This window comes from Providencia sp. 2024EL-00732, assembly GCF_044006275.1.
Classification (GTDB): domain Bacteria; phylum Pseudomonadota; class Gammaproteobacteria; order Enterobacterales; family Enterobacteriaceae; genus Providencia; species Providencia huashanensis.
In genome coordinates this window covers 95,297-110,090 of sequence record NZ_JBIPDG010000013.1, presented here as the reverse complement: position 1 = coordinate 110,090, position 14,794 = coordinate 95,297, and the positions used below count along the sequence as shown (strand labels likewise).

The window sequence follows — 14,794 nt, the reverse complement described above, 5'->3', positions numbered from 1 at the left end:
TACAAATAATACTCAAAACAATTTGTGTTGCAGCTAGGCGGCCAGAGAGGATATCTCGGGGAGCATACATAAGTATGTGACCCGAGTAGCCGAACGCAGCCAACAACGCTGCGGCGCAAAGTGTGAAGAGTATTTAGTCTTCTTTCTCTTTAAGGGGAAGCAAAGCCCTAATCGCAAACCCACCGCGCTCACTCTTATGGATTTCAATGCTCCCTTCATGGGCATCGACAATCCGGCGAATAATCGCCAAGCCTAAACCAGTCCCTTTATTACTACGTGCTTTTTCGCCTTGTACAAAGGGTTGGAATAACCGGTGAATATCTTCTTCTTTGATACCTACACCATCATCTTCCACTTGGAACCAAACAGAATCTTCCGTTTTACCACTACTTACTTTAATCCAGCCATTACCATAACGATATGCGTTGACAATCATATTCGTGATAGCGCGTTTGATAGCTAACGGGTTACCATTTACTATCATTGAGCCCGGCTCCAGCGCTGTTTCGATTTCACCGATCACATTGCTTTCTGAATTGACCGCTTCCATAAGGATTGAATTAAGGTCGCAGAATTCCATATCCATTTCTTGCCCTGTTTTCAGGTAGGACATAAATTGACCGATGATCGCATCACACTCTTCAATATCTTTATTGATAGACTCCGCAAGGTAGCTATCTTCTGGGCTCATCATTTCTGTTGCTAAACGAATACGAGTTAATGGCGTTCTTAAATCGTGGCTAACCCCTGCCATTAAAACAGTTCGGTCGTTTTCTAGCGTTTTGATTCCAGCGGCCATATGGTTAAAGGAACGAATTGCCGCCCTTACCTCAGTCGCGCCTTTTTCTTGGATGGGCGGTAAAATAACCCCTTTTCCAACCTCACCAGCATGGTATTCCAACTCAAGCAACGGCTTGTTCTGATAACGAATATACAGCCACACTCCGGCAAAAATTGTAAGGAAAATAGTCAGTGTATAACGGAAAACGAGGGAAAATTGATTTTGACCTATCTCAGTCAAGGGGACTCGCACCCAGATATCAGGCGCGAGGTAAGATGTCAGCCACAAAATCGGATATTCACGGCCTAATTCGAGGTGAACATTTGCCTTACCGCCTAAATAATCCGACATGTGTTCGCTTAAAAAATCATACTCTTTCGCCCAATTCAACCCTTCTTCCATTGCAGCTGAATGAGCGTAAAAGGTAATACCTAATTCATTATAGATTTTTTTACGTAACGCGGGGGATACCCGCACCGAGGTCCCATCCTGTAGAACCATTTTCTCTGTCATCAACGTCCTAACTTCATAAGCCAGTACTTTGTTAAACTGTTGTAAGCTAGGCATCACAACAAAATTCAACACGACCATATAGCTGGTCACTAGGCTTGCGAATAACAACGCAACGAACAAAAATAACGAGCGAGAAAATGTACTACGTCGTGAGAACCTCAGTCGCTTCATGCTTTACTTCCATCTGGAACAAACACATAACCCAAGCCCCAAACTGTTTGAATATAGCGTGGATGGGCAGGGTCTTCTTCAACCATACGGCGTAAACGTGAAATTTGAACATCGATAGAACGTTCCATCGCACTGTATTCACGGCCTCGCGCTAAGCTCATTAACTTGTCACGAGATAATGGTTCCCTTGGATAAGAAACCAACACTTTTAATACCGCAAATTCACCGCTAGTTAATGGCATATTTTCATCACCTTGGAACATTTCACGAGTTCCAAGATTTAACTTAAATTTACCAAATGTAATGACAGCATCATCTTGAGATGGCGCTCCCGGTAGTTCATTTGCTTGGCGACGAAGTACCGCACGGATACGAGCCAGTAATTCGCGTGGATTGAAAGGTTTTGGAATATAGTCATCAGCACCAATTTCTAAACCAACAATGCGGTCAACCTCTTCACCTTTCGCGGTAACCATAATAATAGGGATTGGGTTATTTTGACTGCGTAAACGACGACAAATTGATAACCCATCTTCACCCGGTAGCATTAAATCTAATACTATCAGATGAATTGATTCCCTCGTCAGGATTCTGTCCATTTGTTCAGCGTTTGCGGCACTTCTTACCTGAAAGCCTTGCTCTGTGAGGTAACGCTCTAGCAGTGCACGTAAACGCATATCATCATCGACGACAAGAACCTTATAACTTTCCTGCATTTTGTAGCCCTCAAGATGTGCATCTTTCAAATTATTTTTTTAATCAAAGTAAGCAAAAAAATATTAATGCCTACTAATTTACCACTAACATAGGATTTAATGAATCATTTTACACTTCAGATGCTTAGTGGACGATAACTTATTTCCAATATGAAATAGGTTACTTGCCCTCCTGGCGTATTTACTATTATCTCATCATCGACTCGTTTACCAATCAGGGCTCGCGCCACGGGAGAGTCGATTGAAATCCATTGTTTTGTAGGGTTAAACTCATCAGCCCCGACTATCCGGAATATTCTGATATTTTCATTTTCATCTTCAAGTTTAACCCAAGCACCAAAAAAGACACGGCCTTCTTGCCGAGGGTCAGGTTCGATTATCCTTAGTTGATCCAATCTTTTAGATAAAAACCGGATACGCCGATCAATTTCACGTAACCTTTTTTTACCGTATATGTACTCTGCGTTTTCTGAACGATCCCCTTGGGCTGCTGCTTCAGAAACAGATTGGGTTACTCTAGGCCGTTCTTCTTTCCACAGATACTTTAGCTCTTTGTCTAACGCATCCCAACCTTCGCGCGTAATTAAAAGACTTTTTGTCATAACCTTAAAATATTCGTCAATAGAGACAGTGATTATAATAATTTATAGAACATAATCTGAGACTTTCCTACCAATAGGCTTAAATTCAGTCTGGAAATTATGGCTATCACCAAGTATAACAGTGCAGTAAATTTTTTTAATTGTTCTTTCAGTAGGTATTTAAACACGACATGAATGAAACTCTAAGCCAAATCATCGCAGCAGAACTGCATGCCCAACCGAAACAGGTTTTTTCTGCCATCACCTTATTAGATGAAGGTAATACTGTCCCGTTTATCGCTCGTTACCGTAAAGAGGTTACCGGAGGGTTGGACGATACTCAGCTTCGCCAGCTAGAAAGCCGCTTAGGGTACTTACGCGAACTGAATGACCGTAAGCAAACCATCCTGAAATCGATTGAAGAGCAAGGGAAATTAACCCCAGAGCTTGCCTCTGCGATTGATACTACCCTCAATAAAACTGAACTTGAAGACCTGTATTTACCGTATAAACCGAAACGTCGTACCCGTGGGCAAATCGCCATTGAGGCAGGGCTTGAGCCATTAGCGGATACCTTGTGGACAGACCCAAGCCAGTCCCCTGAAGAACTAGCCCAAGCTTACATCGATGCAGATAAAGGCGTAGCGGATATAAAAGCAGCCTTAGATGGCGCACGTTATATTCTTATGGAGCGTTTTGCCGAAGATGCCGCCTTATTGGCCAAAGTTCGTGACTATATTTGGAAGAATGCCCACCTTGTTTCTGTTGTTGCAGAAGGTAAGCAAGAAGAAGGCGTTAAATTTAGTGACTACTTTGAGCACCAAGAGCCTGTAGCTCAAGTCCCCTCGCACCGTGCACTTGCTATGTTCCGTGGTCGTAATGAAGGTATTTTACAGCTGTCATTAAATTGTGACCCACAATTTGATGAGCCACCAAAAGAAAGTTACTGTGAAGAGATCATCACTCGCCACTTAGATGTACATTTGAATAACGCCCCAGCTGACCAATGGCGTAAAGCGGTGATCAGCTGGACATGGCGAGTCAAAGTGCTTCTGCACTTGGAAACGGAAGTAATGAGTTCTCTGCGCGAAAAAGCAGAAGAAGAGGCTATTAACGTTTTCGCCCGTAATCTCAGTGATTTGCTGATGGCCGCCCCCGCAGGCATGCGTGCAACTATGGGGCTCGATCCTGGCCTGCGTACAGGGGTAAAAGTCGCAGTAGTTGATGCAACAGGTAAACTGATTGCAACCGATACTATTTATCCACACACTGGCCAAGCGGCTAAAGCAGCAACGATTGTTGCCGCGCTGTGTCAAAAACATCATGTGGAACTCGTGGCAATCGGTAATGGGACTGCATCGCGAGAAACTGAACGCTTCTTTGCAGAAGTCCAAAAACAATACCCTGAAGTAACAGCCCAAAAAGTCATCGTCAGTGAAGCGGGGGCTTCGGTCTATTCCGCCTCTGAGCTTGCTGCGCTTGAATTCCCAACATTGGATGTATCTTTGCGTGGTGCCGTATCTATTGCACGCCGTCTACAAGATCCTCTCGCTGAACTGGTAAAAATTGACCCTAAATCTATCGGAGTTGGTCAATATCAACACGATGTTAGCCAAACTCAGTTGGCACGTAAACTCGATGCTGTGGTTGAAGATTGCGTAAACTCCGTTGGTGTCGACCTAAACACAGCTTCAGTTGCCTTACTGACTCGCGTTGCCGGTTTAAGCAAGATGATCGCCCAAAATGTGGTGGATTGGCGTGATGAAAATGGCCAATTTAATGATAGAAAGCAGTTACTGAAAGTCACGCGCCTTGGGCCAAAAGCATTTGAACAATGTGCAGGTTTCCTACGTATCACTAATGGTAAGAACCCATTGGATGCTTCGACCGTTCACCCTGAGTCTTACCCAATTGTTGAAAAAATCCTTGAGTCTGTCCGTCAACCACTAAAAGAAATTATGGGTAACTCACAAGTGCTTAATGCCTTAAGCCCACGTGATTTCACCACAGAACAATTTGGTGTCCCAACCGTCACGGATATCATTAAAGAATTAGAAAAACCGGGTCGTGACCCTCGCCCTGAGTTTAAAACGGCCACCTTTGCCGAAGGGGTTGAGACCATGAATGACCTTGTCTCTGGGATGGTCTTAGAGGGCGCAGTTACCAATGTAACCAACTTTGGCGCGTTTGTAGATATTGGTGTTCACCAAGATGGGCTCGTTCATATTTCTTCTCTATCAAATAGTTACGTTGAAGACCCTCACAAAGTGGTAAAAGCGGGTGATATCGTAAAAGTCAAAGTGCTAGATGTCGATATCGCGCGTAAACGTATTGCGCTAACGATGCGTCTGGATGAGCAAGCTGGTGATACGAATAGCGCACCTCGTCGAGCAGCTCCAACGCAAGACAAAAACCCACGCAAAGCAGCACAACCAAGGGGTAATGCACGCCAAAACTCATCATCTTCTGGTAACAGTGCGATGAGCGATGCACTGGCTGCCGCATTTGGCAAAAAACGTTAATTACGTTAAATAGGCATCGCTATAAAATAATTGCGATGCCTATTATTTTTAATTAATTCACTTCACACTCGTTAATACACTTCAAAATACTCTTATACCCCAGCGTTTCAACAGCCCCACCGATTAAGAAAACAGGGCTAACTCAATGCTTCGTTGATCCACATCAAGTCAAATTGACGAAAAAAGAGGCTAAATAGAACAAAAGTAGATGATTATAATTCTCATTGTTAATTAGATTAATTTTTGTTGGGTTACGCTATCAAGTTATTGATACCCATATTTCTAGCAATAAGTATTGATATCATTATAAATTGAATTAATAGGAAGACACTATGGCTCTACTTCCTCAATGCAGCTATAAAATAATTGGTTTTTCACCAGAGATAAGCCCCGCTTACCGACAAAAACTTCTTTCCCTTGGTTTGCTACCGGGTTCTGTATTTAAAGTCGTGCGCTTAGCGCCATTTGGTGACCCTGTGCAGATAGAAACGCATCGCGTGAGCTTAGTATTACGTAAAAAGGATCTCGCCCTGCTTAACCTTGATGAAGCGCCTACCGCTTAAGTATTCTTTTTATATTATTGGCAAACACTATGAAACGATTGACTATCGGCTTAATTGGCAACCCCAATGCAGGCAAAACGACCCTATTTAACCAGCTAACGGGCTCGAGACAACGCGTCGGTAACTGGGCAGGTGTCACGGTTGAACGCAAAGTTGGCCGCTTCCACACAGACGACCATAAGATTGAGCTTGTTGACCTTCCAGGGACTTATTCCCTCACCACAATTTCCGAGCAAACCTCACTAGATGAACAAATTGCCTGTTACTTTATCCTAAGTGGCGAAGCTGACATGCTAATCAATGTGGTGGATGCATCAAACCTAGAGCGCAACCTTTATCTTACATTACAGTTAGTTGAACTCGGTGTTCCTTGTATTGTTGCTCTTAATATGTTGGATATCGCACAAAGCCAACATATTGATATTGATATTGCTCAATTGGAGAAACAACTGGGTTGCCCTGTCATTCCAATGGTTTCAACACGTGCGACTGGTATTAATGAATTAAAGAAAACCATTGATACTCATCCACAAAATAGCCAAAAAGCCCTTGTCGAATATCCACCTCAATTATTACAAGCGGTAGACTCACTGTCAGATCAAATATCATCACAGCAATTTAGCCACCAACAACGCCGCTGGTTAGCATTACAAATCCTCGAAGGGGATATTTACAGCCGCCAACGTGCAGAAATAACAGAAGAGCAATTACTTTCGACACGCCAACAACTTAAAGAGAGTTTGAATGAAGAACCCGAGTTACTCATTGCAGACTCTCGCTATCAGTCTATTGCGACTATTTGCCATGCCGCTATTAATAATAGTGCTGCTGAACCCAACAAATTAACGCAATCACTGGATAGATTTATTCTCAGTCGCTGGCTTGGTGTCCCGATTTTCTTGTTTGTCATGTACCTGATGTTTGTATTAGCAATTAATATCGGAGGAGCACTACAACCTTTCTTCGAGGGGGCATCAGAAGCCATATTTATTCATGGTCTCCAGTGGCTGGGAGATTATTTGAGTTTCCCTGATTGGCTAACCATCTTCCTTGCCCAAGGTGTTGGTGGTGGTATTAATACCGTTTTACCACTCGTACCACAAATCGGGATGATGTACCTATTTCTTTCAATACTCGAAGACTCCGGCTATATGGCTCGTGCGGCATTTGTAATGGACAGGCTCATGCAAGCACTGGGCTTACCCGGCAAATCATTTGTGCCCTTAATTGTTGGCTTTGGCTGTAACGTTCCTTCCATTATGGGCGCACGTACTCTTGATGCACCGCGTGAAAGGCTGATTACTGTTCTAATGGCACCATTTATGTCTTGCGGCGCAAGGCTGGCAATTTTTGCAGTATTTGCCGCGGCCTTTTTCGGTAAAAACGGCGCTAGTGTTGTCTTTTCCCTGTATATTTTAGGGATTGTGGTCGCTATCCTGACAGGATTGCTACTCAAACACACTTTAATGCGCGGTGAAGCCTCCCCTTTCGTTATGGAATTACCGGTTTACCACGTTCCTCACGTCAAAACGTTACTGATCCAAACTTGGCAACGCTTGAAAGGCTTTGTGGTACGTGCTGGTAAGGTTATCGTCGTTGCCAGTATCTTTATCGGTGCATTAAACAGCTTCTCCTTCTCAGGTAAACCCGTTGATAATATTAATGATTCGGCACTGGCTTCGGTCAGTAAAGTTATCACGCCTGCATTACAGCCAATCGGCGTTCACGCGGACAACTGGCAAGCCACCGTCGGATTAATCACGGGAGCAATGGCCAAAGAAGTGGTCGTGGGTACATTAAATACCCTGTATACCGCCGAAGCGATCACCGCCGAACCATTTGATGCTGAATCTTTCAATTTGTGGGAAGAGTTAGAGGATGCGGTATCCGATACTTGGGATAGCTTAAAAGAAACCTTTACATTAAGTGCGCTATCGAACCCTATCGAAGCCAGTAAAGGGGACGGTGAGATGGAGTCAGGCTCTATGGGTACCATGGCGGCGAAATTTGGTTCTGGCATCGCGGCTTATAGTTATCTAATTTTTGTCTTGCTATATGTGCCTTGCGTATCTGTGATGGGGGCTATCGCTCGCGAAACCAATAAAAGCTGGATGAGTTTTTCCATTCTTTGGGGGCTCAATGTGGCCTATAGCCTTTCTGCACTGTTTTACCAAATAGCGACATTCAGTGAGCACCCACAAAGTAGCTTAATAACTATCATTGCGGTAGTTGCTTTCAATCTTGTTTTATTTATGTTCTTACGCCGTGTCCGTAGTCGGGTCACATTGAATATAAAAAGTAAAACTGCGGCGCAATGCTCTGGATGTTCAGGCAATGCCTGCCACTAAGGAATAACGTGATGGTCAGCTTGTTACAAGTTCGAGATTTAATCGCCTTATATGGGCAAGCTGACATCACTTTACTGAGTGAACGCCTCAATACCCCAATTCCGTTGGTTCAAGCCATGGCTGAAAAGCTAGTGAGTCTAGGCAAAATTGAAAAAGTCGATGTGAGTGCTTGTTTGACAGGTAGCAGTTGCAAGGGTTGCCCCGAAAGCACCGACTGTGCGCACTTTGTGTATAAGATAAAGTGAGGCACCTTGAAGGAATGTCATAAACCTGCAATTCTTTTTATCGCATAGTTGAATTCTTAAAAAACCAGACCTCTGCCGGAATATTGGGGTTTAGTTTGTGTCAATAAATCATTAACCATCATCGATTCCTTTTGAAGTAAGGGGATAGCATAAAGTGCTGTAATAAAAAGCCTGCTATGGAACTATAGTTAGCAGAATATACGCTTTAAAAACCCCCTTAATGACTGATGGTTCTATTTACTCTTCCAATCGGCTTTGAAAGTCACATAAATACTCACAAAACTCATCAGGATGTGAAATAAACGGGGCATGAGCGCTATTGCGCATAATCACAGACGGAGAGTGTGGATAAAGCTCGTCCAATACGGGCACCACTTTACGTGGGACAAGCCCGTCAAGATAACCATAAATGCGTAAGAATGGCACTGGCAGTTTTTTCAATTCCTCACGCAAATCTTCGGTACGTAATGACTCAAGCCCCGCATTTAGCGTTTCTACCGTCGGAATAGGCTGCTCGAGAACAACTGATTTTAGCAACTTTGCATCATTTCTTGCGCTTTCTGTCCCAAGCGTTTGCAGTGCTAGAAAACGTTCAACGGTGCGGTGGAAATCAGCGGCGAGCTGATGCTCAAAACCTAATAAAACCTCAGGTCTGATCCCCGCCCAGTCACTACCATCGGCTTTAAAACAAGGGGATGATGCTACTGTTATTAGCCCTGTCACTTCATAGGGATGGTCAAGAGCGATACGACTTGCCACCAGCCCCCCCAATGACCACCCTAACCAAATGGCATTTTTCGGAGCCTGTGCCCATAAAATATCCGCCATAGATTGAATACTCATTGGCGGAAAGCCTTGGCTACGACCGTAACCAGGTAAATCAACCAAGTGAATACGAAAATGCGAAGCGACCCGCGGAATAATGGTTTGCCAAACTTGCGCATTCAGCCCCCATCCGTGTAGTAACACAATATCTTGCTTTCCATCGCCAACGGTCTGCCAATATAACTTTGTCATGGTTACACTCTCTTCGTTCATTTCTTAGTCGAATATTTTTAACAGGACATTACCATGCTAACAATGGAAGGGGTCTGTTGGCTATGCCACCAATCACTAAAATTAAGTCATCAGGGCATTTGTTCATTTTGCCTCAAAGGGTTACCGAAAATGCCGGTGAGTTGCTCTCGTTGTGCTTTGCCCTGTGAGCTGCCTATTAATGAATGCGGTCGTTGCCTAAAGAGCCCCCCAGCTTGGCACCAGTTGATCACTGTAACACCGTATCAAGCCCCATTACGTAAACTCATTCATTGTTTTAAATTTAATAAACAGCCACAACTTGCCTTTTCCTTAGCCCGAATTTTTGTTTTATTTTGGCTCACTGGTTACCGCCATCATCAATGGCAAAAACCCGATTTAATCATGACTATTCCCTTACATCGCCGTCGGTTATGGTTTCGCGGCTTTGATCACATGGCCTTAATTGGTGAAATATTGTCCAGATGGTTAAATATTCCCTATTCACAAAATTCATTATTACGCAGTCATGATACACTGGCACAGATTACACTAAAAAGAGAGCATCGCCGAGCTAACCTTAAAGGTGCATTTACCTTAGAAACGTCAGTTTCAGGCCTACATGTCGCTATTATTGATGATGTTATTACCACAGGTTCTACAATGAACTCCGCAGCAAAATTGTTGATTTGTGCGGGTGCGCATACTGTTGATGCGTGGTCACTCTGTCGCACCTTGTAGGAAAGGGGTAAATGGGCGTATTATAACCAACTAAAGCAGTCAACTATTATTGAGCAAATGATTATGATTAATATTACTGAAGCAGCACAGGCTCATTTTGCCAAGTTGTTGGAAAATCAAGAGCCAGGAACCCAAATCCGTGTATTTGTCATCAACCCAGGTACACCAACAGCAGAATGCGGTGTGTCTTACTGCCCACCGGGTGCCGTTGAAGCAACAGATAAAGAACTGAAGTTCGAAAAGTTATCTGCTTATGTTGATGAAATTAGTGCCCCATTCTTGGACGATGCTGAAATTGATTTCGTCACTGACCAACTGGGTTCACAACTAACGTTAAAAGCACCAAACGCAAAAATGCGTAAAGTCTCTGATGATGCGCCATTAATTGAGCGTGTTGAGTATGTTTTACAATCACAAATAAACCCTCAATTAGCCAGCCATGGCGGCCGTGTTTCTCTGATGGAAATCACCGATGATGGTTTTGCTATCCTACAATTTGGTGGTGGTTGTAATGGTTGTTCTATGGTCGATGTCACCCTCAAAGAGGGTATCGAAAAAGAATTACTGAAAATGTTTGATGGTGAGTTAAAAGGCGTTAAAGACCTAACTGAGCACCAACGTGGCGAGCACTCTTTCTACTAATTGCCATTGATGTCTGGCACCTGTTTTTCTGCTTACAGGTGCCTAATTTTATCTTTTATGGGGGTTTCCCCACTATATTCGGTATTTTATGGACCATTTCGAGACACTAACACCCGAGCAAGCCTATCAACATTGGTTAGAAGGCACTGCTATACTTGTTGATGTACGTGATCCACAAAGCTTCCGTGCAGGCCATGCAAGTGGGGCTTATCACCTTACCAACGAGTCACTCAGTCAGTTTTTGGAACAAACGGATTATGAACAACCCGTCATGGTCATGTGTTACCACGGGCATAGCAGTCAAGGTGCTGCACAATATCTGATCAACATCGGCTATGAATCTGTTTACAGCATTAATGGCGGGTTTGAAGCTTGGTTAAGGGAATATCCACAAGCCGTCACGGCGCTCTAGATGAGAAAACGTATTCATGATCCACATCACTTCTTTTGCTAACCCGAGAATGGCGCAAGCATTTGTTGATTACATGGCAAGCCAAAATATTCATTTAAAAATGCAGCCATCGCAGGAGCAACCGCTATTTGAACTTTGGTTAGAAGATGACCAACATCTTTCTCAAGTACGCAAAGAACTCGATATCTTTTTACAAGACCCTAACCACCCCCGCTATCTAGAAGCTAGTTGGCATACCGGTAGTGCAGATACCCAATTTCAGTACCGAAATTACCTCACATGGAATTACCTAAAAGAGCAATCAGGCCCTTTAACTATCGCTGTTATTGTGTTGTCGATTATTGTATATCTTTGGGTAGAAATAACAGATGCGCGTGAAGTTTTACGTTACCTAGCTTGGCCAATTGGCGACCAACAATCTGAACTTTGGCGCTGGTTTAGCCCTGCATTGGTGCATTTTTCGTTATCGCACATTGGCTTCAACCTTGCATTATGGTGGTTCCTTGCTGGGCAAGTTGAACGAAAACTGGGAACAGGGAAACTCTTCACCATTCTATTGGTCTCAGCCTTATTCAGTAATTGGGGTCAATCACTATTTAGTGAAAATAATTTTGGCGGCTTATCTGGTGTGGTATATGCCTTGGTTAGCTACGTTTGGTTAACCGGCGAACGCCGGCCAGAAAGTGGTATCAGCATCCCACGGGGGCTAATGATATTTTCAATTATCTGGCTCTTTTTCGGTTACTTCGATATTTTAGGGATGCATATTGCCAATGCCGCACATACTTCAGGGTTAATTATCGGCTTATTGATGGGAGTATGGGATAATAGGCAAAGTTTCAAACACCAGAGCTCCAGATAAAACATTTTAATAATTAGAGGCCAACGCTGTGAAACAAACCCAGAGACATGATGCAATCGTTGAACTTGTGCGTCTTCAGGGATATGTCAGTACTGAAGAACTTGTCGAACATTTTGAGGTTAGCCCTCAAACCATCCGACGAGACCTCAATGACCTCGCTGAACAAAATAAAATTCAGCGGCACCATGGCGGCGCGGCACTACCTTCAAGTTCCGTAAATGCCGCTTATAACGACCGTAAAATTATGTGGTCAGATGAAAAAGCGCGTATTGCACAACATGTCGCTAGTCAAATCCCTGATGGCGCCACATTATTTATTGATATTGGTACGACGCCTGAAGCGGTCGCCCATGCGTTAGTGAATCATAAAAATTTGCGAGTAGTAACCAATAACTTGAACGTTGCTACTCTATTGATGCCAAAAGAAGACTTTCGCTTAATTTTAGCGGGAGGTGAAGTCCGTTCCCGTGATGGCGGAATTGTTGGTGAAGCCACGTTGGATTTTATCTCTCAATTTAGGTTGGATTATGGCATTCTTGGTATTAGTGGTATTGATATGGACGGCTCCTTGCTTGAGTTTGACTACCACGAAGTTCGTACCAAACGCGCAATTATTGAGAATTCACGCTGTGTCATGTTAGTCACCGACCACTCTAAGTTTGGCCGTAATGCGATGGTTAATCTCGGTAACATGAACTTAATCGATTACCTATTCACCGACAAACAACCACCTGATAGCATTCTCAAAGTGATTGAACAACATAACGTCCAGCTCGAACTTTGCTAATCAAATCATTATGTTCATGATGGCAGCGCACCAGCCTGCCATCATGCTTCTGAATATCTGCCCCTCGCTTTAATTTTTTATATCCTCCGTTCCTTGTTCTTTTTCGCTCGAAACTCAAATTTCCCTTTGTAAATAACATTATTTTAAATGTGGGTATTGAAAAAAGTTTGTTACCAATATCACGCACTTGTTATTTTTTCTTCATTATTAGTTGGCATACTAATGGAATTTGATTACAATCAAATGAGCGAAAACGAACATTATTGAAAGTGTTTCGAACATCTCAGGGGGATGCATGGAAACTAAAGACTTGATTGTCATCGGCGGCGGGATCAACGGCGCTGGTATTGCAGCAGACGCTGCGGGTCGTGGATTATCGGTATTACTGCTCGAAGCTCAAGACTTAGCGAGTGCAACTTCATCTGCGAGTTCAAAACTGATCCACGGTGGCTTACGCTACCTTGAACATTACGAATTTAGGTTGGTAAGTGAAGCATTAGCAGAGCGTGAAGTGCTGCTACGCTTGGCTCCGCATATTGCTTTTCCAATGCGTTTCCGTTTACCTCACCAACCCCATTTACGCCCAGCTTGGATGATCCGTATTGGTTTATTTCTATATGACCATTTGGGAAAACGCGTCAGTTTACCAAGCAGTAAAAGTTTAAAATTTAACCAAAACTCCGTATTAAAATCTGAATTAACCAAAGGTTTTGAATATTCGGACTGTTGGGTTGATGATGCGCGTTTAGTTGTGTTAAACGCTCAAGAAGTAGTACGTAAGAATGGTGAAGTTCGTACTCGCACAAAAGTAACTCGTGCTTATCGCGAAAATGGCCTATGGGTGGTTGAAGCTCAAGACTTACGTACTGGTGAGACCCACACATGGAAAGCTAAAGGGTTAGTAAACGCGACAGGACCTTGGGTAAAAGAGTTCTTCGATGATGGCTTGAAACTGAAATCACCCTACGGTATTCGTTTAATCAAGGGTAGCCACATTGTGGTTCCTCGTGCACACGACGAACCACAGGCATATATTTTACAAAACGAAGATAACCGTATTGTATTTGTGATCCCTTGGATGGATGAATTCTCAATCATTGGTACCACTGATGTGGAATACAAAGGTGATCCGAAAGATGTCAAAATCGATGAAAACGAAGTTAACTATTTACTGAAAGTATATAATGACCACTTCAAAAAACAGCTAACGGTTAGCGATATCGTTTGGGATTACTCAGGTGTTCGTCCACTATGTGATGACGAATCTGATTCACCACAAGCCATCACTCGTGACTACACATTAGATATTCACGATGAACAAGGTAAAGCCCCATTACTGTCTGTATTTGGTGGTAAATTAACGACTTATCGAAAATTAGCCGAAGCCGCTGTCAATAAGCTCGCCACCTACTACCCGAATGCAGGTAGCCCTTGGACTAAAAATGGTCAATTACCTGGCGGGGATATTGAAGGTTGCGACCGTGACGGCTATGCACGTGTACTGCGCCAACATTATCAATGGCTACCTGAAGGCTTAGCCCTGCGTTTTGCCAGAACTTACGGTAGCAACAGTAAATTAATCCTTGAAGGTGCGAATTCACTCAGTGATCTCGGTGAAGCCTTTGGTGCCAATGTTTACGAGGCTGAATTACGTTATTTAGTTAAACATGAATGGGTAACTGAATTAGATGATGCTATCTGGCGCCGTACTAAGCTCGGTATGTGGCTAAATGATGAAGAAAAACAACGTATTGCACAGTGGTTATCAGAGCATTCGCTATCTGAGCGTGCTTCTGTATAACGGCAAAATATCATGACTCGCTAAACAATGTTTCCCTAGATTAGGGGCTTTTAGTTAAGTGACTTGTAAGGCCTGATTTTACTGTTCAACAGGGG

General features: G+C 43.4%; 14 protein-coding genes. 10 read left to right on the top strand and 4 right to left on the bottom strand.

Going from position 1 to position 14,794, the window contains the following annotated elements; genetic code table 11:
* Positions 1–133: 133 nt before the first annotated feature.
* The 3 genes from envZ to greB form a co-directional block, all read right to left on the bottom strand.
* Positions 134–1,465: a two-component system sensor histidine kinase EnvZ gene (envZ, locus tag ACHB7C_RS17630; protein ID WP_395348062.1), complete on the bottom strand. Its 1,332-nt coding sequence runs from the start codon at positions 1,463–1,465 to the stop codon at positions 134–136.
* Positions 1,462–2,181: a two-component system response regulator OmpR gene (ompR, locus tag ACHB7C_RS17625; RefSeq protein ID WP_042847751.1), complete on the bottom strand. Its 720-nt coding sequence runs from the start codon at positions 2,179–2,181 to the stop codon at positions 1,462–1,464. The genes envZ and ompR overlap by 4 nt, the downstream gene beginning before the upstream one ends.
* A 116-nt stretch (positions 2,182–2,297) precedes the next feature.
* Entirely contained in the window at positions 2,298–2,783 is a 486-nt protein-coding gene (greB, locus tag ACHB7C_RS17620) for a transcription elongation factor GreB (RefSeq protein WP_042847754.1), read from the bottom strand.
* 170 nt (positions 2,784–2,953) lie between these two features.
* On the opposite strand from greB, the gene ACHB7C_RS17615 reads away from it, so the two are divergent.
* The 4 genes from ACHB7C_RS17615 (at position 2,954) to ACHB7C_RS17600 (ending at position 8,440) form a co-directional block, all read left to right on the top strand.
* A complete protein-coding gene (locus ACHB7C_RS17615) occupies positions 2,954–5,284 on the top strand; it encodes a Tex family protein (protein ID WP_042847756.1) in 2,331 nt (776 codons plus the stop codon).
* Positions 5,285–5,616: 332 nt separating this feature from the next.
* Positions 5,617–5,847 (top strand): ferrous iron transporter A, encoded by a 231-nt coding sequence (feoA, locus tag ACHB7C_RS17610; RefSeq protein WP_042847759.1) that lies wholly within the window; start codon positions 5,617–5,619, stop codon positions 5,845–5,847.
* Between the two features lie 29 nt (positions 5,848–5,876).
* Entirely contained in the window at positions 5,877–8,195 is a 2,319-nt protein-coding gene (feoB, locus tag ACHB7C_RS17605; RefSeq protein ID WP_129466936.1) for a Fe(2+) transporter permease subunit FeoB, read from the top strand.
* An 11-nt stretch (positions 8,196–8,206) separates the two neighbouring features.
* Positions 8,207–8,440, top strand: a complete 234-nt coding sequence (locus ACHB7C_RS17600) for a FeoC-like transcriptional regulator (RefSeq protein WP_042847763.1) — start codon at positions 8,207–8,209, stop codon at positions 8,438–8,440.
* A 237-nt stretch (positions 8,441–8,677) separates the two neighbouring features.
* On the opposite strand, the gene bioH is transcribed toward ACHB7C_RS17600, so the two are convergent.
* Positions 8,678–9,457 (bottom strand): pimeloyl-ACP methyl ester esterase BioH, encoded by a 780-nt coding sequence (bioH, locus tag ACHB7C_RS17595; protein WP_042847766.1) that lies wholly within the window; start codon positions 9,455–9,457, stop codon positions 8,678–8,680.
* 54 nt (positions 9,458–9,511) lie between these two features.
* Here bioH and ACHB7C_RS17590 point away from each other — a divergent pair, with 54 nt between their 5' ends.
* From ACHB7C_RS17590 to glpD, 6 genes are all read left to right on the top strand, one after another.
* The gene (locus ACHB7C_RS17590) at positions 9,512–10,195 is read left to right on the top strand and encodes a phosphoribosyltransferase family protein (RefSeq protein WP_042847768.1); all 684 of its coding nucleotides are present in this window, start codon (positions 9,512–9,514) and stop codon (positions 10,193–10,195) included.
* 63 nt (positions 10,196–10,258) lie between these two features.
* Positions 10,259–10,837 carry a Fe-S biogenesis protein NfuA gene (gene nfuA, locus ACHB7C_RS17585; RefSeq protein ID WP_042847770.1) on the top strand — a complete coding sequence of 193 codons (579 nt, stop codon included), beginning with the start codon at positions 10,259–10,261 and terminating at the stop codon, positions 10,835–10,837.
* An 88-nt stretch (positions 10,838–10,925) separates the two neighbouring features.
* Entirely contained in the window at positions 10,926–11,249 is a 324-nt protein-coding gene (gene glpE, locus ACHB7C_RS17580; protein ID WP_042847772.1) for a thiosulfate sulfurtransferase GlpE, read from the top strand.
* Positions 11,250–11,265: 16 nt separating this feature from the next.
* A complete protein-coding gene (gene glpG / locus ACHB7C_RS17575; protein ID WP_042847773.1) occupies positions 11,266–12,111 on the top strand; it encodes a rhomboid family intramembrane serine protease GlpG in 846 nt (281 codons plus the stop codon).
* Between the two features lie 28 nt (positions 12,112–12,139).
* Entirely contained in the window at positions 12,140–12,898 is a 759-nt protein-coding gene (locus ACHB7C_RS17570) for a DeoR/GlpR family transcriptional regulator (protein WP_004262881.1), read from the top strand.
* A 295-nt stretch (positions 12,899–13,193) separates the two neighbouring features.
* Positions 13,194–14,699, top strand: coding sequence for a glycerol-3-phosphate dehydrogenase (gene glpD / locus ACHB7C_RS17565; protein WP_131680895.1), 1,506 nt, complete (start codon positions 13,194–13,196; stop codon positions 14,697–14,699).
* The last annotated feature ends 95 nt before the right edge of the window (positions 14,700–14,794 follow it).